This window comes from Halomonas profundus, assembly GCF_020865425.1.
GTDB lineage: Bacteria > Pseudomonadota > Gammaproteobacteria > Pseudomonadales > Halomonadaceae > Vreelandella > Vreelandella titanicae.
Genome location: NZ_CP086344.1, coordinates 5,094,570 through 5,114,769 on the forward strand (window position 1 = coordinate 5,094,570; position 20,200 = coordinate 5,114,769).

Annotated in this window: 20 protein-coding genes; 5 read left to right on the top strand and 15 right to left on the bottom strand. The window is 53.9% G+C overall.

The features are described from left to right. Positions 1 to 42 precede the first annotated feature (42 nt). From LMS44_RS23210 to LMS44_RS23220, 3 genes are all read right to left on the bottom strand, one after another. Positions 43 to 1,362, bottom strand: coding sequence for a TRAP transporter large permease (locus LMS44_RS23210; protein ID WP_041157379.1), 1,320 nt, complete (start codon positions 1,360 to 1,362; stop codon positions 43 to 45). Further along, the gene (locus LMS44_RS23215) at positions 1,362 to 1,997 is read right to left on the bottom strand and encodes a TRAP transporter small permease (protein ID WP_084625221.1); all 636 of its coding nucleotides are present in this window, start codon (positions 1,995 to 1,997) and stop codon (positions 1,362 to 1,364) included. Before LMS44_RS23215 ends, LMS44_RS23210 begins: the two co-directional genes overlap by 1 nt. Positions 1,998 to 2,151: 154 nt before the next feature. After that, entirely contained in the window at positions 2,152 to 2,655 is a 504-nt protein-coding gene (locus tag LMS44_RS23220; protein ID WP_041157380.1) for a MarR family winged helix-turn-helix transcriptional regulator, read from the bottom strand. A gap of 143 nt (positions 2,656 to 2,798) precedes the next feature. On the opposite strand from LMS44_RS23220, the gene LMS44_RS23225 reads away from it, so the two are divergent. After that, positions 2,799 to 4,610, top strand: coding sequence for a feruloyl-CoA synthase (locus LMS44_RS23225; RefSeq protein WP_258955981.1), 1,812 nt, complete (start codon positions 2,799 to 2,801; stop codon positions 4,608 to 4,610). Between the two features lie 94 nt (positions 4,611 to 4,704). Continuing rightward, positions 4,705 to 5,940 carry a thiolase family protein gene (locus tag LMS44_RS23230; RefSeq protein WP_041157381.1) on the top strand — a complete coding sequence of 412 codons (1,236 nt, stop codon included), beginning with the start codon at positions 4,705 to 4,707 and terminating at the stop codon, positions 5,938 to 5,940. Between the two features lie 161 nt (positions 5,941 to 6,101). Here the strand turns inward: LMS44_RS23230 and LMS44_RS23235 are convergent, their stop codons facing one another. After that, positions 6,102 to 7,295 carry a DcaP family trimeric outer membrane transporter gene (locus tag LMS44_RS23235; protein ID WP_041157382.1) on the bottom strand — a complete coding sequence of 398 codons (1,194 nt, stop codon included), beginning with the start codon at positions 7,293 to 7,295 and terminating at the stop codon, positions 6,102 to 6,104. A gap of 217 nt (positions 7,296 to 7,512) precedes the next feature. Next, entirely contained in the window at positions 7,513 to 8,190 is a 678-nt protein-coding gene (locus LMS44_RS23240) for a GntR family transcriptional regulator (RefSeq protein WP_041157383.1), read from the bottom strand. 166 nt (positions 8,191 to 8,356) lie between these two features. On the opposite strand from LMS44_RS23240, the gene LMS44_RS23245 reads away from it, so the two are divergent. The 3 genes from LMS44_RS23245 to LMS44_RS23255 are packed head-to-tail and all read left to right on the top strand — an operon-like array spanning position 8,357 to position 11,447. Further along, a complete protein-coding gene (locus LMS44_RS23245; protein ID WP_041157384.1) occupies positions 8,357 to 9,400 on the top strand; it encodes an aromatic ring-hydroxylating dioxygenase subunit alpha in 1,044 nt (347 codons plus the stop codon). Continuing rightward, positions 9,397 to 10,365 carry a PDR/VanB family oxidoreductase gene (locus LMS44_RS23250; RefSeq protein ID WP_041157385.1) on the top strand — a complete coding sequence of 323 codons (969 nt, stop codon included), beginning with the start codon at positions 9,397 to 9,399 and terminating at the stop codon, positions 10,363 to 10,365. Before LMS44_RS23245 ends, LMS44_RS23250 begins: the two co-directional genes overlap by 4 nt. Positions 10,366 to 10,424: 59 nt before the next feature. Then, entirely contained in the window at positions 10,425 to 11,447 is a 1,023-nt protein-coding gene (locus LMS44_RS23255) for a TRAP transporter substrate-binding protein (protein ID WP_089691318.1), read from the top strand. A 161-nt stretch (positions 11,448 to 11,608) separates the two neighbouring features. On the opposite strand, the gene LMS44_RS23260 is transcribed toward LMS44_RS23255, so the two are convergent. Genes LMS44_RS23260 through LMS44_RS23305 form a run of 10 tightly spaced genes read right to left on the bottom strand, consistent with a single transcriptional unit; the run spans position 11,609 to position 20,198 of the window. Continuing rightward, positions 11,609 to 11,872 (bottom strand): PAAR domain-containing protein, encoded by a 264-nt coding sequence (locus LMS44_RS23260; protein ID WP_089691315.1) that lies wholly within the window; start codon positions 11,870 to 11,872, stop codon positions 11,609 to 11,611. Further along, positions 11,869 to 12,804 carry a hypothetical protein gene (locus LMS44_RS23265; RefSeq protein WP_258955980.1) on the bottom strand — a complete coding sequence of 312 codons (936 nt, stop codon included), beginning with the start codon at positions 12,802 to 12,804 and terminating at the stop codon, positions 11,869 to 11,871. The genes LMS44_RS23260 and LMS44_RS23265 overlap by 4 nt, the downstream gene beginning before the upstream one ends. Positions 12,805 to 12,820: 16 nt before the next feature. After that, entirely contained in the window at positions 12,821 to 13,084 is a 264-nt protein-coding gene (locus LMS44_RS23270; RefSeq protein ID WP_089691313.1) for a PAAR domain-containing protein, read from the bottom strand. Beyond that, positions 13,081 to 14,178 carry a hypothetical protein gene (locus LMS44_RS23275; protein ID WP_141224439.1) on the bottom strand — a complete coding sequence of 366 codons (1,098 nt, stop codon included), beginning with the start codon at positions 14,176 to 14,178 and terminating at the stop codon, positions 13,081 to 13,083. The genes LMS44_RS23270 and LMS44_RS23275 overlap by 4 nt, the downstream gene beginning before the upstream one ends. 38 nt (positions 14,179 to 14,216) lie before the next feature. Further along, positions 14,217 to 14,480, bottom strand: a complete 264-nt coding sequence (locus tag LMS44_RS23280; protein WP_089691308.1) for a PAAR domain-containing protein — start codon at positions 14,478 to 14,480, stop codon at positions 14,217 to 14,219. Beyond that, complete coding sequence (locus LMS44_RS23285; protein ID WP_278369737.1) at positions 14,477 to 15,577, bottom strand: hypothetical protein; 1,101 nt, start codon at positions 15,575 to 15,577, stop codon at positions 14,477 to 14,479. Before LMS44_RS23285 ends, LMS44_RS23280 begins: the two co-directional genes overlap by 4 nt. Before the next feature lie 38 nt (positions 15,578 to 15,615). Further along, complete coding sequence (locus LMS44_RS23290; RefSeq protein ID WP_278369736.1) at positions 15,616 to 15,879, bottom strand: PAAR domain-containing protein; 264 nt, start codon at positions 15,877 to 15,879, stop codon at positions 15,616 to 15,618. Further along, the gene (locus LMS44_RS23295) at positions 15,876 to 16,970 is read right to left on the bottom strand and encodes a hypothetical protein (RefSeq protein ID WP_141224437.1); all 1,095 of its coding nucleotides are present in this window, start codon (positions 16,968 to 16,970) and stop codon (positions 15,876 to 15,878) included. Before LMS44_RS23295 ends, LMS44_RS23290 begins: the two co-directional genes overlap by 4 nt. Then, a complete protein-coding gene (locus LMS44_RS23300) occupies positions 16,921 to 18,837 on the bottom strand; it encodes a hypothetical protein (protein WP_089691302.1) in 1,917 nt (638 codons plus the stop codon). Before LMS44_RS23300 ends, LMS44_RS23295 begins: the two co-directional genes overlap by 50 nt. Then, complete coding sequence (locus LMS44_RS23305; protein WP_141224436.1) at positions 18,834 to 20,198, bottom strand: DUF4123 domain-containing protein; 1,365 nt, start codon at positions 20,196 to 20,198, stop codon at positions 18,834 to 18,836. Before LMS44_RS23305 ends, LMS44_RS23300 begins: the two co-directional genes overlap by 4 nt. Positions 20,199 to 20,200 lie beyond the last annotated feature (2 nt).

The window sequence follows — 20,200 nt, forward strand, 5'->3', positions numbered from 1 at the left end:
AGCCTTCGCTGGCTCGCGTCATGGGACATGTGTCCACCTTGATCAATTGATTAAGTAGACGAAGCCCAGCGAGATGGCGGGGAAGAGCACCAGCAAAATAATGCGAATAAGATCGGCCGCTAAAAAAGGCAGGATGCCTTTAAAGGTCTCCGTTAAGGGAATGCGGGGAGCCATGGAGTGGATAATGAAAATGTTCAGCCCCACCGGCGGCGTGATCATGCCAACCTCGACGACCACCAGCGCTAAAATACCGAACCATATCGCCACATCCGTTGCGGGCATGCCGAAGTCCATCCCCGTGACGATAGGCAGGAAGATAGGCACGGTTAACAAGATCATCGAGAGGCTGTCCATAAAGCAGCCAAGCACCAAATAGCAGAACAGAATGCCGGCCAGAACCACCCAGGGGCTGATCTCGAGCCCCACTATCCAACCGGCGGTCATTTGCGGAAGCTGGGTCAGGGCAAGGAAGCTATTGAAGACACTGGCGCCGAGCACGATGAAGAAGATCATCGCCGAGGTCACCGCGGTTTCAAGGACGCAGTCCCGCAGGCCGTTCCAACGCAATCCGCCTTTTGTTATTGCCAGAGCACCGGTGGAGACCGCACCGACGGCAGCAGCTTCGGTAGGCGTAAAAATGCCGGTATAGATGCCCCCAATCACCACGATAAAGATCGCCGCTCCTGGCCAGACCTCCAGCAGTGAGCGCCAACGCTCGCTCCGGGATGCTTTCGCCTTACTCGGCGCACTATCAGGAAAAAAGCGCACGTAGAGCGAGATGGCCAGCATATAGCTGAACACTGCTAACAATCCCGGCACCAGGGCGGCAGCAAACATTTCATTAATGTTTTTCTCGGCCAGGATTGCGTAGATAACCAACACCACAGAAGGGGGAATCAAAATGCCCAGGGTGCCGCCAGCAGCCAGTGCGCCGGTCGCCAGACTCCCACGGTAGCCTTGCCGCTCCATTTCGGGCAGCGCCACTTGGGTCATCGTGGCAGCGGTAGCCAGCGAAGAGCCGCAAATAGCGCCAAAAGCACCGCAGGCGCCTATGGTGGACATCGCCAGCCCACCGCGGCGGTGCCCCAGCCAGTCGTTGGCCGCCTGAAACATGGCCCGGGAGAGACCCGCTCTCGCCGCAAACTGCCCCATGAGCAGAAAAAGCGGAATAATGGATAGCGTATGGCTGGAAAAGTGTTCGTAAGGGAGCGTCTTTAAACCATTTAAAATTCCCATCGGCCCGGTGATCAGCATCATCCCTACGGCACCAACAACCAGCATGGCCAAGCCGATGGGAATACGCGTAGCCATCATGAATAGCAGAACCACAAAGCCGCTAGCGCCCAAAGTGAGTGGTGTCATCACAGGTCTCCCTGGGCGGAGCTTTCTTGAACCTCAGCCGAGCTGCTTTGAGTCGAACTATTTTGTTTAGAACCTGGCTGTAGCGGATCGTAAGTAAACGCATCGCAGGTGCGATAGAGACAAACCAGCGTCAACAGCGTGAACCCCACCAGGCCGCCGACGTACCCCCACCAGAGCGGTATATCCAGCAGCATGCTGGTTTCCATATAGCGTCGTTTATCGAGCAAGCCATGAAAGAGGCGCCAGGTCATTAACCCTGCCACCACCAAAAAGAGCGTTTCGGCGACAACGGCGAGCAGCCGCTGAACAATGGGCGGCGCATGCATGACCAGTAAATCCACCGTGACATGCCCACCGCGAAGATGGCAGTAAGGTAAAAACAGAAAAACGGCAATGGCAGTCCCCATTTCCACCAGCTCGTAATCGCCAGTGATTGGGCCCACCCACTCCAGCATCGTCATATCGCTTAATACTGGCGCACTGGCTACCCACCGGCCAAGAATGCTGACGACGGTGATGATCGCGAGTGCTGCGACCAGCAAGCCGCCGCTTATCGCGGCAACCCTACAGGGTGTCTCAAGACTACGGCGCATCAATGCAGTGCCGAGTGTCGGTACCGTCGCTAAGCTGCTCATCGTTTCGTCTCTTTGTTTTTGGAATTCGCTGTATGGCTGAAACCAACCTTGCGCTATACACCGCGAGACCGTCACAACCAAACTAGTTACTTAATATAAGTAATTGTCTTTGAGAGAGCATGCAAGCGTTGCCGACAAAAATACGCCTAAAGTTTTATTCCTCGATGGTGTCCGCTGCGTATATTTTCACTAACAGAGATAGAAGCTGACGCCGTTCAATCTCGCTAAGTGTTTGAGTTGCATTGATATCACTCTGTTCAGCCAGTTCTTTTAGCTGTTCGGTTAAGGCTTCGCCTTTTTTGCTAAGAAAAATCCCGTGGGAGCGCTTATCTCGCTTACATCGCACCCGCAGAGCCAGCCCTCTTTCCTCTAGATTATTAATTAGGCTAACGATTCTGGGCGGATCAATATCCAGTATCTTGGCTAAATTGGTTTGGGTGATACCGGGATAGCCTTCAATCACCACGAGCGAAGAGAACTGGGCAGGGCGTATTTCATACTCCTGCATGGCCTCATTAAAATGTTTGAAAACAGCAAGCTGGGCCCTTCTCAAGGCGTACCCAAGGCGATTTTCAAGAACCAGCCCCGCGACAGAAGTCGGCTCTTTTTCGTCGGGCTCAACTTGCTGAACAGAAGTACTTTTTTTAGATATGGTCATGCGTTAATTCCCATCTCATTTAAACAATTACAACCAAGGTCTTAAATCAGCATCCTAGCTAATCATCTAGTTAAAAACTATAACTATATTCGCCAAGATGACAGCACACAACAAATCCAAGATTTTTCGCTATGGAGCTATTCATGTCACTCCCCCCTCCGCTTACTAACACCACCTTCCATGAGTACCGGCTACACGGGGGCGATGTTCCCAGTTATCCCAGCAGCATGACCCAGCGCCTAACCCATTGGGCAAGCGAAACACCCATGAATACCTTTTTGGCCGAGCGCGAAAAGGGCCAGCACGGGTGGCGAACGCTAACCTTTGGTGAAGCAATGCCACAAGTGAACCGCCTGGCACAAGCACTGATTAATCATGGCCTGTCGACGGAGCGGCCGCTGATGGTGCTGTCGGGAAACAGCATCGATCACGCACTGCTTGCCTGTGCCGCCATGCATGTGGGCATTCCCTACGTGCCGGTGTCACCCTCTTACGCGCTGTTATCCGAGGACTTCGTTAAGCTACGACATGTGGTGGAACTGGTGACCCCGGGGATACTGTTTGTCGATGAGGAGGCGCGCTTTAGTCGGGCGCTGGCGGCCATTTGCGATAATAACGTCATCTGTGTGGCCAAGGTACCTGCTCAGCGAGCCCTGGCGTTTGACTCACTGGCAGCGACGCCGGCAAGCGCTGAGGTTGACGATGCCTACGCCCGTGTAACGCCTGACAGTATCGCCAAACTACTCTTTACCTCAGGGTCGACGGGCATGCCGAAGGCGGTGATTAACACCCATCGCATGCTATGTAGCAACCAAGCCATGCTGGCGAAACGACTGGGCTTTTTGGAGCAGCGCAAACCCGTGCTAGTCGATTGGCTACCCTGGCATCACACCTTCGGCGGCAATACGATTCTGGGGATGACGATTCATAACGGAGGCTCGTTATACATTGATGACGGTAACCCCACCGCTCAGGGGGTTCAGCGAACCATCGAGAACCTGCGCGAAGTGTCGCCGACGTTTTACTGCAATGTTCCCAAAGGGTTTGAAGCGCTAGTCGAGCATTTGCGTAATGATGACACCCTGCGTGAAGCCTTTTTCCGTGACCTGGAAATGCTGCACTTCGGTGGTGCCGTGCTACCCGCCCATGTGCGCGCTGCTCTGGAAGCGTTAGGCGAACAGACTCGCGGCACCCCCGTCCCCATGTTAACGGGCCTGGGCTCCACCGAAGCATGCATGGCATTTTGCACCGAAGAGCCCAGCGATACACCGGGACTAATCGGGCAGCCTGTACCTGGCATGGCGCTGAAACTGGTAGCGACGGATGATAAGTGGGAGGCGCGCCTCAAGGGCCTTAACATCACGCCGGGCTACTGGCGCGATACACAGCGAACCAGCGAGGCGTTTGATCACGAAGGCTACTACTGTACCGGGGATGCCATGCGCCTTCTTGACCCCGACCACCCCGAACGGGGGCTAATCTTTGATGGCCGACTAAGCGAGAATTTCAAACTGGTGACCGGCACCTGGGTCAATGTGGGCACCCTGCGCCTGCACCTTGTCGAACACTTTGCCCCGTTGGTACAGGACATAGTGGTGATCGGCGAAGGGCGTGACTACCTGACGGGAATCGTCGTGTTGAACCTTCCCGCCTGTGAGCAGCAGCTTGGCTCAGCGGATATCTCTCTTGATGCTCTGGCCACCAACGCCAGCCTGCACCAGTGGTTCGCGCAGCGCCTGGCTACCCACTGCCGCGGCCAGTCAAGCTCCATGCGTTTAGAGCGCCTATTGCTACTCGACCAACCGCTTTCCGTTGACCGTGGCGAACTGACCGACAAGGGCTCGGTGAATCAACGACTCGTGCGCGAGCGCTACTCGGAACTCGTGGCGTGCCTATACGCTGAGCCACCCCAGGATCCACGCATCATCCTACCCTCGACTAACTCAGCGTCTTAATAGCGGGACTTTTGAACATCAAGACGGCAGCCATTACCACTGGAGCGCATGGGCGGCCCTATGCCGCTCGCTACGCTAATCTGGGAGAATAACTATGACACGCGGGCACTACACGGCATTTGAGGATACCCATTTAGTTGCCGCTGTACGCACACCGTTCACCGACCTGAACGGTGCACTGGGGGCGATCTCGCCCACTGACCTGGGCATCAAGGTCGCCAAGGAAGTGCTCAACGTGAGCGGTGTGGCACCGACAGACGTTGATTCAGTGATCGCTGGATCCGTGGCCCAAGCGAGTTTCGATGCCTATTTACTTCCTCGTCATATTGGGTTGTATGCGGGCGTCCCCCAGGAGGTTCCTGCCCTGCACGCGCAGCGCGTCTGCGGCACCGGCTTTGAACTGTTGAAACAAGCCGCGGAACAGATTGCGCTCGGACAAGCCAGGTGCGTGCTGTGTGTCGGCACGGAATCCATGACCCGCAACCCGATTGCAGCCTACACGCATCGCGGCGGATTCGGGCTTGGCGCACCGGTGGCCTTCAAAGACTTCCTATGGGAGGCGCTAATGGATCCGGCACCCAATGTATCGATGATTCAGACCGCCGACACACTGACGCAGCGCTATGCCATCACTCGTGAGCAGGTAGACGCCTATGCCGAGCGCAGCTTCTCACGGGCGGTCGAAGCCCAAGCGCAAGGGATTCTCTCCGCGGATATTATTGCTGTTGAAAACGATACCTTCTCCCTCCCCGGTTATAGTGATAGGGGTATTCGTCTACCTCGTAAAATTCCCCACGTAGACCAGGATACGCATATTCGGCCTTCGCCTCGGAAGGTATTGAACCAATTGCCACCGGTATACGACGATGGCGTACAAACGGCAGGTAACAGCGCCGCCGTTGTCGACGGCGCAGCAGCGGCACTGGTGATGGCAGGTACTCACACGGCCAAGTCATCTCTCGCACGCCTATGCGCCACGGCCGTGGTTGGCGTAGCCCCCGAGATCATGGGTATTGGGCCAGCACCCGCCATTCGGCTACTGCTGGAACGCAGCGGCCTCACACTCGATGATATCGACCGAATAGAAATCAACGAGGCTCAGGGTGCGCAGGTGCTCGCCGTCGCCCGCGAGTTGGATCTCGACCCAACCAAGCTCAACGTTCATGGCGGAGCTATCGCCATCGGCCACCCATTGGCCGCAACTGGCTTGCGGCTAGCAATGTCCTTGGCCCGACAACTCAAGCGAGATGGCTTGCGCTATGGCATAGCAGCAGCTTGCATTGGCGGAGGTCAAGGCATGGCCATTCTGCTTGAGCACTCAGCCGAATAAACCGCTCGTTCACGTCTTTAATCTACGCCCTTTTGTGCCAGCTTGAGAAAGCACTCTCTTCCATCCGTGACCCAAAAAAGGCTGGCAAAGCGCCAGCCTAAAACGTGATCGAAACAGCAGTAAATCACTTACACCTTCACGTCACTGCAAAACGTAGATCGCTAGAACTGGAAGGTGGCACTCGCCTGAAGGCGACTCGCATCATTGGAGACCCCATTCACCTGTTCGATATCCGCATGCTGGTACTCAAGACCGACTGACATGCGCTCGGTAACATCCCAAATCACATTGGCAAACCCATAGTCGAGCGTTTCGAAATGATCGCCATAGCCTGCGGGTAGGTCTTGCTCAAGACGCGAAACGCCCACAGAACTGAACCAGCTATCCGTCCAGTAGTGATTAAGTGAGAGACCAAATGCCCGGGTTTCAATAGCCTCAAGATTGTTACCGTTCACATAGACGTCAGGTGCGTTACGGTGACCTACGTTGCCAGGGTTACCCATATAGTTACCGATACCTTCACCGTAGGTGGCACTGCCTCGCAAGCTGGTTGACGCATTAAATGGCAAATTAAACTGCGCCTGCACCCCATAGCCAGTGACTTCGTCATCAATGGTATTGGTGATGTTATTGGTCGAAAGTTGACGCGCTATCCCCGATAGCGCAAATAAACGCTTATATTCGTAGCGCAGCGTCAAATCTGGAAGCTGACTCTCCCCATCGGCCACTGAAGCATCATTGCGGGCAATAACCGTAGTGGGGTTTTCCAATGCAACCGAGAAACTCCCTTCCCCAACAGGCTGCGTATAGCGCAACTGAGCCTGCCGCTCGAAGGCGTAGCCCTTAGGGTCTCCTAGTGCCAGGGTGCGTGTCCCGCCCACGAAGCTCATAAAATTTGACCACGTTTGCCCGGCGAGAAAACCGTTCAGTTCGCCATACGCATGGCGTAGCCCGAACTTACCATCAGGAACAAAATGCCCTTCGAAGTAAGTTGATAACCGCCCATAGTCAGTTGCGGTGTGGGTGCGGAAATTCAGGCGGGACTCATAGGCCGTAAAGCTGGTTCGACCATCGGTTCTATTACCTGGGTTCATAACGGCGTAAGGATTAGTTGATGTTCCCAGGTCGTAGTCGAAGTCGTAAAACGCATCGAGCTTAACGTACCCCCCAAAGGCAATATCTGTTTTGGTGCCTGGAATATTAATCGTTGATCGATGATTCCAGGGCGGACCTACACGGCTTGGCTCACCGGTAACGACAGGTTGTCCGGCTTCTACAACATCAAACGCATGGGCCTGGGCAGCAAGCGCACAGGGAGCGAGAAGGGCGCATGCAACAAAGTGGTTAATTTTCATTGTTTGTCTCTGCTTTTGGTCGTAGTGGCTAGTTGTAGTTGTTCTCAATGCGAACTCTGATCCGCATTACGTACCAAAGCTGCAAAAAAAACCTCCATCTGTCAATTACAATGGAGGCCATACACCTTTTGTATTTAATAAGCCTTTGAATAAAAATGATTTTATATAATTAATACTTTGGTTTAATTACACTCTATAACTAAATTATTAGGTATTTTTATTCAGAATCGGCCAGTAGTTCAGGGTACCGCAGCCCGATCAGCGCATGCTCGCGCATCAGCATTTCGGCCCTGGCCCCCTCTCCTCTCTTAAGTGACTGAAATATAAGCTCATGATGAAACTGAGCTAACTGCAATTTTTTAAATTCACGCCCCAAGTCATCGCCATCAATAATGATTGAGTCGGCGGCAGCAAAGGGAAGGTGATTATTTCTTGCAATGGCATCTGCTACGACACCGCTGCCGATGGAATGAATGATAATGCCGTGGAAATGAGCATTAAGCTCACTCCATTGATTGATATCGGACTCTACAAGGTATCCTTTGGCGATTAGCTTTTTTCCTTTTTGGATCCAAAACTTCAATTCCTTATCGACACTAGACGGCAGCCCTTGCTCCGCCAGATGCCGAGCGGCCAGCCCCTCCAGCACCCCACGAACCTCAACCGCGCAGTGCACATCTGCTTGGGTAAATTCACGCACCATAAACCCGCGCTTGCCCGCCTGCTGCAGCAACCCCTCCTGCTCCAGAGTGCGAAAAGCCAGCCTTACCGGCGTTCTCGAAACACCCAATTGCTCCGCAACCGCGACTTCACCAAGGCGCTCCCCTGGAGCGTATGCACCCTCACTGATCAATTTTCGCAGCCGACTGACGACACTTTTATCGTTGTTACTCATTTATTTTTCCTCTCATATCAACACTGTGTTGCTATTCATTGGCGAGCTCTACGAAAGTATAGGTTGACTGCAAAAACCTTCCTAGCCTTTACTTTGGATCCAATAATCATAATTACAACACTAAACCAAAAAGGAGTTAACCGTGACTCAACAAGCCCCCTTTCCAATGAACACTTGGTACGTCGCCTGCACCCCTGATGAGCTTACCGAAAAGCCACTCGGGCGAACTATTTGCAACAAGCAACTAGTTTTCTTCCGTGGTGACGAAAACCGCGTGGCCGCCGTAGAGGATTTCTGCCCCCACCGTGGCGCGCCACTCTCCTTGGGCTTTGTACGTGATGGCAAGCTGGTTTGCGGCTACCACGGCCTTGAAATGAACTGCAGCGGCAAATGCGACAGCATGCCCGGTCAGCGGGTTCGCGGCTTCCCAAGCAATCGTGCCTATCCTGTTGAAGAACGCCACGGCTTTATCTGGATCTGGCCCGGCGACCCCGATAAAGCTGACGCCGACTTGATTCCCGAGCTGCACTGGGCCAACAACCCCGACTGGGCTTATGGCGGCGGCCTCTACCATATTCAGTGTGAATATCGCCTGATGATCGACAACCTCATGGATCTTACCCATGAGACCTATGTGCATGCCTCCAGCATTGGCCAGCCAGAAATAGAGGAAGCCGCACCGGAAACGGCGGTTAACGGTAGCGAAGTGATCACCAGCCGCGAGATGGAGAATATCCCTGCACCGCCTTTCTGGCAGGCCGCCCTAAGGGGTAACGGGCTTGCCGACGACGTACCCGTTGATCGCTGGCAGATTTGCCGCTTTACCCCGCCCAGCCATGTGTTAATTGAAGTCGGCGTGGCCCATGCGGGCAATGGCGGGGCCAACGCACCGGCCAATGTAAAAGCTTCAAGTATCGTAGTCGACTTTATCACCCCAGAATCAGACACCTCTATCTGGTACTTCTGGGGAATGGCCCGCAACTTCAAGCCGGAAGATCAGGCGCTCACCGACAAGATCCGTGAGGGCCAGGGCAAGATCTTCGAAGAGGATCTTGAGATGCTCGAGGCACAGCAACGCAACCTACTTCTCTACCCCGACCGCCAACTGCTGAAGCTCAATATTGACGGCGGGGGCGTACAAGCGCGCCGCATTATTGATCGCATCTTAAAAGAGGAGCAGGCCGAGCAACCCCAGGAGGCAACGGCATGAGCCACCCCTCTCTATCGCTTATTGTCGAGGTAAAAGCTCGCCATGAGGAGGCACTTGGCATCGCCACCTTTGAGCTTGCTGACCCTCATGGCCGTCCGCTTCCTCCCTTTAGCGCAGGCGCCCATATCGACGTGCAGGTGAAAGAAGGGGTAATCCGGCAATACTCGCTGTGCAACCACTCAGAGGAGCGGGATCGCTACTTGATCGGCGTATTGCGTGATGAAGCCTCCAGAGGAGGCTCCATCGCCATGCACGATGAAATTAAAGTGGGCAACCTGCTACTCATCAGCGCGCCCAAAAACCACTTCCCGCTTAAACCCGCAAAGCGCACTTACCTGCTGGCGGGCGGGATTGGCATCACCCCGCTGCTGTGTATGGCGGAGCGTTTAGCGCGCACCGAGGCAGACTTCGAGCTGCACTACTGCGCGCGTTCTGCCGAGCGCATGGCCTTTCGCGAGCGTATCAACACATCAAGTTTTGCCAATAGAGCGCACTTCTACCTGGACGACGACACCGCGGCCCCAACCCTCGACCTGGAAAAACTGCTTAATGAGCCAGAGGCTGACGCCCAGGTCTACGTCTGCGGCCCTAGCGGTTTCATTAACGCCGTCATATCCACAGGCAAGCAGTGTGGCTGGCCAGCCGATCAACTGCACACCGAGTACTTTGCAGGCGCGGAAACAACCAGCGAAGACGACGGCAGTTTCGAGGTGCGTATCGCCAGCAGCGGCGCTGCCTTTACCGTGCCCGCCGACAAAACGGTTTACCAAGTGCTGGCTGAAAATGGTATCGACATTATGGTGTCCTGCGAGCAGGGAGTCTGCGGCACCTGCCTAACCCGTGTACTTGAAGGCGAACCCGACCACCGGGATTTATACCTGGATGACGATGAGCACGCGGCCAACGACCAGTTCACGCCCTGCTGCTCCAGAGCCAAGAGCAAAACCCTTGTGTTGGATCTTTAAATAAACATAAAAACAGTTACAAAAACGTACCCCGTTGACTAGCAATCAGGATAACGACAATGAATAAAATACCCACCCACCTAGCCAAGGCAACCCTGTTTGGCGTGCTCGCCGTTTCATTCACTGTCCCTGCCGTGGAAGCCAGTACCACACTTCGAGTGGCGCACGTTTGGCCGGGTGGCTCAATGATAGACCGTGAGCTGTTTCAAGCCTGGGCTGAAAGCGTCGAGGAGGCGTCAGATGGGCAACTGACAGTAGAAGTTTTCCCCAGCCAGACACTAGCGAAATCGGCTCAAACCTACGAAAGCGCTGTCAGCGGTATCGCCGATATTGGCGCCTCTGCCCAAGGTTATACGGCGGGCCGCTTTCCACTCACGCAAGTCGTCGAGCTGCCGGGGGTCTCATCAAGCGCCCGCCAAGGAGCCTGCATACTCCAGTCGCTTTACGATCAGGGATACTTTGAACAGGAGTACGCCGACACGCGCCCTCTGTTCTTGTTCACTACCGGCCCAGGCTATCTGCATACCAAGGATCAGCTGATTGAAACACCGGCTGACCTAGAGGGGCTTCGCCTACGCCGCCCCACGCCAGTGGTGGGTGATATGTTCGAACGCCTAGGCGCTCAAGCGGTGGGTATGCCAGCGCCGGATGTGTTTACCTCCATGCAGCGTGGTGTCGTCGACGGCCTCAGTTTCAACTGGGAAGGCATGAAGACCTTCCGGCTGAACGAACTGGCGCAGTACCACACCGAAGTCCCCCTGTATGACCTTTCCCTGTTCGCCACCATGAGCCAGCGCAGTTACGACAGCCTGCCGGCCGATTTGCAGCAAGTAATCGATGACCACAGCGGCTTGGAGTGGTCACTGCGCGCGGCGGAGGTTTATGACGAGATGATACGCCAAGGGCGTGAAGAAGCCGTCGAAGCCAGACATGAGTTTGTCGTCATCGAAGACGCGCTCGAAGATCCTGAATGGGGCCCTGTGTTGCAGCAAACCATTGATGATTACTTGGAGGAGGTTGGTGGCTCCGCCAATGACATCTACAAAGCTGCGATGGATTTACAGCAAAGCTGTCAGGTTTAGATTTGACGCTATAACAAAAGGGCAGCCATATCAGGCTGCCCATTGTTCTTACCTACTCAATTGATAAACACCACATTCCCCAAATGATTCGCCTATCACTAACCGTCCAACGACTCCGTTCAATGCCTGACTCCTTCCACAACTGTCATTCCGCATAAGCGCTACGGCTGAACCTTGGCACTGCTCGATGCGGTAATAATCTCGCCACCATGATCGGTTTTACAGCCCAGGTAAGCCGTGGGCTTACCATCGTGGTTGGAGTGGCTGGAACCTTCGATAATGGTGGCGCCGCAGCCGGTTTTATCACCCACCCGCGCTCCGGGCTGGCCCTCTACGTTAGAGGGCGAACCGGAGACAATTTCCGTGGTGCCGTGGCCGGAAAGGGGACAGCGGTGAAGGTCGCCTTTGCGGGCAACGGGTTTCATCGGCAGATTTCCCACAGACCATCGCGTTGAATAAAGTAGAGTCTTACGTTTGAGACTTGTTCATCACTTCCTGCATGCCCAAATCGAATCGGCGCCGCTACCCCCTCACGGGTAAGCCAGGCCACACGATTATCCGCTCCCAAATTCAATGTCATCGGCTCTTCTGGAAAAGGATCAAGCTGGAAAAGGTTAGGATTATCAAAGAACATGGTGAAACTTGCTCGCTGGCGCACGTAGGCTTCGGATTCTCCTGAAGCTAAAGCAAGCTCTTCAATCATGGTTTTCGAGGCATCCATTAGCGCATCGTTATCTTGTGCTTCAAATAGGGCATATAGTCGGCGATATTCACGGGCTAGGCTATCACGTGTAGCATTACTGTCTCTTAATACGTCGCCTTCCTCCCAGCACCAAGTGGGCATCGGCTGACGGTTGTTAAAATTGACTTCCAGTGTGTCGTATTCTTCATAGCGGCTAAAGCGAATATCATTCTGCAGCGGCTGCAACGGCGCTCCTGGGTCTAGAAAGACAACTTCAGGCTCAGCATTATCTTCTCCAGGCATCATAACTACTTCAAAGGCAGTGCTGGCTTCGGTATTAGGATTTTTACCGGGCTGCCAGTAAAGCAATGAAACCTTCAACTCACTATCGGGTTCATATTCAAATGGCCACGAATTTAAATTAATTGTATTCTTACCATTTTTAATATACTGGGAAATGGGCAGCCGTGTATCGAAATGGCTCGGTGTCCCTGAAAAATTCAACATGATGTTATGAATGCGTAACGAGCTAGGGATTCCATTTACGCTCCACCGAACACCAAACTGATATTCGGTTTCCTGTGCCATGACTGGCGCACTGATCAGCGCCAGTGCAACAAGCCAACAGTGAGCTATCCATTTCTTCATGCTGTTATAAGCCTTCAACAACTCCATAAACTGACACGAACCTTCAAGGTTCCACCTTGGCACTGCTCGATGCGGTAATAATCTCGCCACTATGATCGGTTTTACAGCCGAGGTAAGCCGTGGGCCTACCATCATGGTTAGAGTGGCTGGAGCCTTCGATAATGGTGGCGCCGCAGCCGGTCTTGTCGCCCACCCGCGCCACGGGCTGGCCCTCTACTTGAGAGGGCGAACCGGAGACAATTTCCGTGGTGCCGTGGCCGGGAATGGGGCAACTGTGCAAGTCGCCTTTGCGAGCGATTGGCTTCATGAAGCAACCGTTGCGAGACGCCACTCACCTGATGCTGTGCGATAAAACACGACGGGTAATTTGTGGCTTCGCTCAGAATCATCCGAATATGACCAACGAATTGGGGTAGGTAAAATACGTACTAAACGCCCATCTCCCATAAATTCCAGGCTGTCGTCAGCGGGGTCATCTGCCAGCAGGAGAGGGAGTAATTGTAGCCCACTAGGCTCATTACTAAGCCCAACAAGCTGCGACCCTACCGGAAGCGAAGAGATATATTCTCTTGCATTCTTCCCACCGGCCACCAATAGCCCTGCTCGATCCCACATCGCCTCGCCTTCTCGTAAAATTAGATCGCTATCGCCCTCCTCAAACAAACGATATAAATTCTGATAGGCTTGACGTAGCTCGTGCCGTAGTCGCGGCGTATCTTCTAGTGGCGTAGCATCCTCAACCCAATGGAAATTGGGGATAGTATCCAGAACGCGAAAGTTCATATCCACTCGCTCAGCCTCTACGCTTTGGCCATTAGTAGATAGGAGTTGGCTCGGCGAACTTACTACAAACTCCCCTCTTGTGCGTAGATGTTCAGTTTGGTGCACCGCTTCACCACTCATATTGACAGGGGTCTGAGGAGAGGCTACAAGCTCTCCTGCCTCCATGTCATAGCGTAATTGCAGAGTATTGATACGCTCCTTTTCTTGAGTACGTTTATTAATGGCTTCAATCGAGATATCAACCCAGAAGTCTTCTTTAGGTGCCTGAGCGTATTCGCCTGTTTGTTCATCCTTTGCGAGATACCCTGTGTCATCTTCAATAAGTGGCGCAAAAATAAATGACACCGTGTTTTGACCTTCTTTCAGACTAGTACTAATCGGATATGAAATAGAGTATTGTTCGATAAAGCTATGCGACTGTACATTTAAATCATTAATACGCAAGACCCACGCTGCGCCTTCGGTGTGAATATTAACCCAGTATTGACGTTCAATAGGCTGCGCCATGGCGTTGGGCGATAGGCTAAGCAAGCAAGCGATGGCGAGCCCCACGAGAACTAAAGCGCTATGTTTGCCAAATGATGTGCCTATCACTAACCGACTAACGACTCCTTTCAAGACATCTCTCCTGGTAACTCCATCGTTCCGCATAAGCGCTACGGCTGAACCTTGGCACTACTCGACGCCGTAATAATCTCGCCACCATGATCGGTTTTACAGCCCAGGTAGGCGGTGGGCTTACCATCATGGTTAGAGTGGCTTGAGACTTCGATAATGGTGGCGCCGCAGCCGGTTTTATCCCCCACCCGCGCCACGGGCTGGCCCTCTACCTGAGAGGGCGAACCGGTGACAATTTCGGTGGTGCCATGGCCGTGGATGGGACAGCGATGCAGGTCGCCTTTGCGGGCGATGGGTTTCATGATGCCACCGTCGCGATACGCCATTCGCCTGATTCTGTACGATAAAAAACAACAGGAACCACATCGCTTTTCTGATTAGGATGGTTGGGATCTGACCAACGAAGCGGGCTGGGTAAAATGCGTACTAAGCGCCCGTCGCCCATAAACTCTAAGCTATCGCCAGCGGGGTCGTTGGCAAGACGCAATGGTTCTAGCTGAGGCCCATCAGGTTCTTGGCGAATACCTATTGTTTGTGATGCGAAAGGAAGAGAAGCTATATATTCTCGGGCATTTTTGCCTCCCGCCATCAGTAACCCTGCGCGATCCCAAACGGGTTCACCTTCACGCAAAATGGCATCAGTATTACCTTCCTCATATAGGCGATGCAGACGCTCATAGGCTTGGCGTAACTCGTGGCGTAGCCGTGGGGTGTCTCGTAGCGGCGTGGCATCATTCACCCAGTGAAAATCGGGAATGGTATCCAGCAAACGGAAGTTCATATCGACCCGTTCAGCCTCTATGCTTTCCCCATTACCAACCACAAGGCGATCCGGTGAGCTCAACTGAAACTCCCCCCTAGTACGCAAGTGCTCGCTCTGGTGTGTCGTCTCGCCGATAACGTTGGCAGGGTTTTTGGGGAAATCTATCAACTCGCCCGTCTCCATATCGTAGCGTAGCTGCAACGTATGAATCCCCTCCTTCGCTTGGGTCTGTGTGTTAATAGCCTCAATGGTGACGTTGACAAAGAAATTTTCTTTAGGCCCCTGCATTAACTCGCCCGTTTCAGCATCCTGCAATAAATTGCCTGCTTCGTCTTCAAGCAGCGGCGCATAAATAAAGGAAACCGTATTGGTGCCTTCTTTTAAATTCACGCTAATGGGATATGAAATGGAGTAGTACTCAGTTGAGCTATGAGACTGTACATATAAGTCATTAATTCTTAACGTCCACGCGGCACCTTGGGTGTGAATATTCACCCAGTACTGGCGGTCAATTGGCTGTGCCATGGCACTGAGCGATAGGCTGACCAAGCAAACGCTGGTGAGCCAAGCGAGAACCAAAGCGCTATGTTTGCCAAATGATGTGCCTATCACTAACCGACTAACGACTCCTTTCAAGACATCTCTCCTTGTAACTTCATCGTTTCGCATAAGCGCTACGGTTGCACCTTGGCACTGCTCGCCGCCGTAATAATCTCGCCGCCGTGATCCGTTTTGCAGCCCAGGTAGGCGGTGGGCTTACCATCATGGTTAGAGTGGCTTGAGCCTTCAATAATGGTGGCGCCGCAGCCGGTTTTGTCACCCACCCGCGCCACGGGCTGGCCCTCTACTTGAGAGGGCGAACCAGTGATAATTTCCGTGGTGCCGTGGCCGGGTATGGGGCAGCGGTGAAGGTCGCCTTTGCGGGCAACGGGTTTCATGAAGCAACCGCCGCAATACGCCACTCGCCTGCTGATGTACGATAAAACAGCATCGGGATGGCAGTTTCTTCTTTATCTGGCTGACTTGGATAAGACCAATAAATCGGGCTAGGTAAAATACGAACAAGGCGCCCATCTCCCATAAACTCTAAACTATCGTCTGCTGGATCATCCGCAATGTCCAAAGGTTGTAAACGTGGGCCATTTGGCTCCTGATGCAATCCAACTAGTTGTGAGCCGACAGGCAGTGATTCAATGTAATCCCTGGCGCTCTTTCCTCCGGCCATCAGCAAACCAGCCCGATCCCAAACCGGCTCAAATTCGCGCAAAATAGCGTCAGTCTTACCCTCTTCAAATAGGCGGTGCAAACGCTCATAGGCTTGGCGTAATTCGTAGCGTAGCCGTGGGGTGTCTCGCAGCGGGGTCGCATCATTCACCCAGTGAAAATCGGGAATGGTATCCAGCAAACGGAAACTCATATCTACCCGCTCGGCTTCGAGCGATTGACCGCTGCCGTTTAGCAATTGCGCTGGAGAGCTCACTTGAAACTCCCCGCGAGTACGCAAGTGTTCGCTCTGATGTGTCGTCTCGCCGATAACGTTGGCAGGGTTTTTGGGGAAATCTATCAACTCGCCCGTCTCCATATCGTAGCGTAGCTGCAACGTATGAATCCCCTCCTTTTCTTGAGTACGGGTGTTAATAGCCTCAATAGTGACGTTGACAAAGAAATTGTCTTTAGGCCCCTGCATTAACTCGCCCGTTTCAGCATCCTGTAATAAATTGCCTGCTTCGTCCTCAAGCAGCGGCGCATAAATAAAGGAAACCGTATTGGCGCCTTCTTTTAAATTAACGCTAATGGGATACGAGATGGAGTACTGCTCCGTCGTGCGATGAGCCTGTACATATAAGTCATTAATTCTTAACGTCCACGCGGCACCTTGAGTGTGAATATTTACCCAGTACTGGCGATCAATTGGCTGCGCCATGGCTAGCTCCTGAAACATCAATAAGCATAAAAAAAGCCCCCAACTCCGTAAACTTTTAGAAAGGTACCCACGTACCTTCTTCCTTAGGCCAAATTGTCTTTCCATCACCCTCATCTCCTTCAAACTCGGCTATTTTATCTGTATCTGATGCATTCTCTCGCGCTGAATTGGACATCTTGGATGCATTCGTATTGGACGCATCAATCGAAGAGGAGACCTGATCGAAAAGATTTTCACTCTCTTCTCCCTTCACTAAGTCAAGGCTACCTTCTGCTCTAGCACCGCCCCAGTTACCATCACCACCGCGCTCCCCATTCACCGAAACCTCAGCATAAGCCTCCCCGGTGACCTTAACGCCTTCAAAGGTATAGCGCTTCATCCGCTGGCCGTCGGCATTGTTCTGTACCTCCCACATCCAGGAGGTATGGATAGAGCCGCGCACACCCGCTTGTGCTCTGACCATGAAAACACTGCCTTCTACATGGAGCTTTATTTCTGCTAAGCCGAGAATTTGCAATGTTCCTCTGAAATCGCTTGTCACATCACGAGCGTTAAACTCCATGCCCTCACCGGAGGCCGGTATGCGGTAGGAAACTACACCATCCTTGCCCAAGGTATGCTGCAACGACCCTGTTGCACTCAGCTCCAGATAGCCTTCTATGGTTGCGTTCACTTTCTCGCCTGCTTTTATTCGAGCGCGCGCATCCTGAATCCGATTGGCGCCAGCAGGGGTTAACGCAATTGATGCGATCACTTCGATCAAGTCAATTCTACCTGTCACTCCCAGGCTGAGAACTGACTCCAGACTGCCGATATTAAGCTGCAGATCTGGGCTGCTTGGCACCGGCACTAGCTCAAACCCGGAGGACTTAAACGACAGCGATTTGCTAATGATGACGCCAGAACCAATGGAAGAGCGATCGTACGCCACCGTGTCACTGGGACTCCCCATGGAAAAGTAGCGGTCAATCTTCTGTATTGTCTCGACCATAATGCCGATTAGACCAGGCGCATCGTTTTGGCGTGGGATACCCTTAGGCTCGCCACCCGCGGCTTCGGCACTGCTTGACCAATCCAGTGTATGCCGACCGTACTGACCCGAAAGCGTACCCGTTGCTGACACTCTCGCCGACACTTCACTGGTCATAATGACGGTTTCTACCGCTAGGGTAACGTCGCCTTCTAGCTTCATGTAGGGATAAGGAATGACCTTAAGGGAGTGGCTAATATCTTTGCCCGGCAAACATTGCATGGGGAGGAAGTTGGCCTGCCCGCCATGACCATTCAATAAGCGGCCGCCAAGTACTGCTTCAAAGGCCACAAAGCCCAGCGTGATATCGAAGGGAATAAAATCGTTAAGGCTTCCCGCCAATCGCGTCGTTTGGTCGTAAGTGATAGGAACATCAACCTGCTGCTCGGTGAGCTTCTGTATCCCACTGTCGAATCCAACAGCACCACAGGCATTGATACAGGCCCCGATGCAGGGAACATCGTCAGTACGACCGTTTTGACAGCTTGTTTCGCCTTCCCATACGACTTCCACATTGGCCGTTAGCGGGCCTGAGGCTGCATTCTCTTGGGGTCTTGCGACCACGAGCAAGGTCATTGCGTCATCAACAGCGGGCCATTCAACCTTGCGTGAACTATCCTCCTTGTCACTGACGCTCCCAGCCTTAAGGCAGCATCCATCGTCCTGGGTACACTTCACACAGGTCTCAGCGAACGCTGTATCTGGCCCACCTTCCTCTGCTGAATCACTGCTAGCCGATGGAATAGGAGTTTCGGTCAGCGGTTCGGCTCCGCTTTCTCGGTACTCCTGGTAAAGGCGACGAGCCGTGCCCTCTTCATCCACCGGCTCCCTGTTTTGGAGTGCACTGTGAAGCGAACGCAAGACGGAGCCTGGCCTCTCGAAGGCCTCCGGCTGCGTTTCTAACAGGTACACCATCTCTTCAAAGCCCGGCTGGTAGCTCATAACCGCTCCTCGCTAACGATGGGCCGAAAATTATCGTGTTGCATATCACCTTCCTCATCGCGATTCGGTGCCAAAAGTGTGCGTCTGATGCGCCCTTTGGGTAGCCAGGCTTTCAGTTGGTCACGTTTTCGCCAAGCGGCGGTTGTCGGACTGCTGAGGATCCGCTGGGCCTCGGCATATCCGTTAGGAAACGTATCGCCCAGTTCCATTACGCACTTGGCAAGCAGTTTGATCTGCTTCTTAGTGGCAAGCCCATAGCGCTGCCCTAGCTGTGCGGCCGTTTGAACACTGGCTAGCAGCTCATCCACAGTGGCCTGGGGGTAGGCAGGCTTGAGCGAAAGCGCCAGGGCTCCTTGCGCCCGCTGCTCCACCAGTTCCCCAAAGTGCTGATACTCCGTCCCCCCTATCGCAAACTGGCGCCCTTGGCCGTTGGCGGCGCGGGCATCGTCGCTGAGGGCAATGCGCACTAGCCTTCCCTGCACCTCGCTGGCATCGGCGTCGAGCTCAATCACGGGGGTTAATTCAAGCTCAGCGGGAAACACCATTAAAGGCGAGGCAGGCACTATCACCGTTTCGAGTGGCGCCATAAAAGCCGCCAGCTTCCAGGGTTCCAGGGCTTGGCTCATATCCAGCGCCACCCGGGGGTCGTAGAAGCGGAAGTAGACCGGGGCCTGGTCGTTGGCGGGCGTCCAGAGCATGGTGAACTTGCGCAGGTGGCTGCGCAGTTGCTTTAGGGTGGCGTTGGATTGCAGCAATATCCCCCAGTGTTGATCCTGGGGCAGGTCTTCCAGCCATTGGCGTACGTCGCTGTCGGCTTCCAGGCGCACCAGCCAGGGAGCATTGGCTTGAGTGGCACTATCCGTTGAGGCATACAGGCAGGCGCTTTGGGCCTCGGCTTGGCTAAGGCGGGCCATGGCCTCGCGGCAGTTAACCCCGTCAATCACGGCCCACAGGGGCGGCTGACGGGGGCCAAACAGCGCTTGCCAGCGCGTCTCTTGGTAGTTCACCGGTGGATGGATCGCTGCCGGTTCAGGTTCAGGCGCGGGTTCCGGCAACAGGGGCAACATCTCGCCATACGCCACCGGGTGTTGCGATGAGGTGGTGTGGGCCAGTTCCACTAGCCCGTGGGCGATACCTTCGCGGCGGCAGCGCTGAAGTAGGGTTTCAATGGCATCCAGGCGTATTAATCCCAGGCCGTCATCGTGGCACTGCTGCTGTAGCAGCGCCCTGACCTGATCAGCGTCTTCGGCCAGCACCGCGGCCACGGTGACAGCTTCATCAGCGGCCTCTTCCCAGCGCCGGGCACTGGGGGAGTAGGCCATCACATGGCAGCGGGCGAGCCAGTAGTCGGCCATGGCCATGG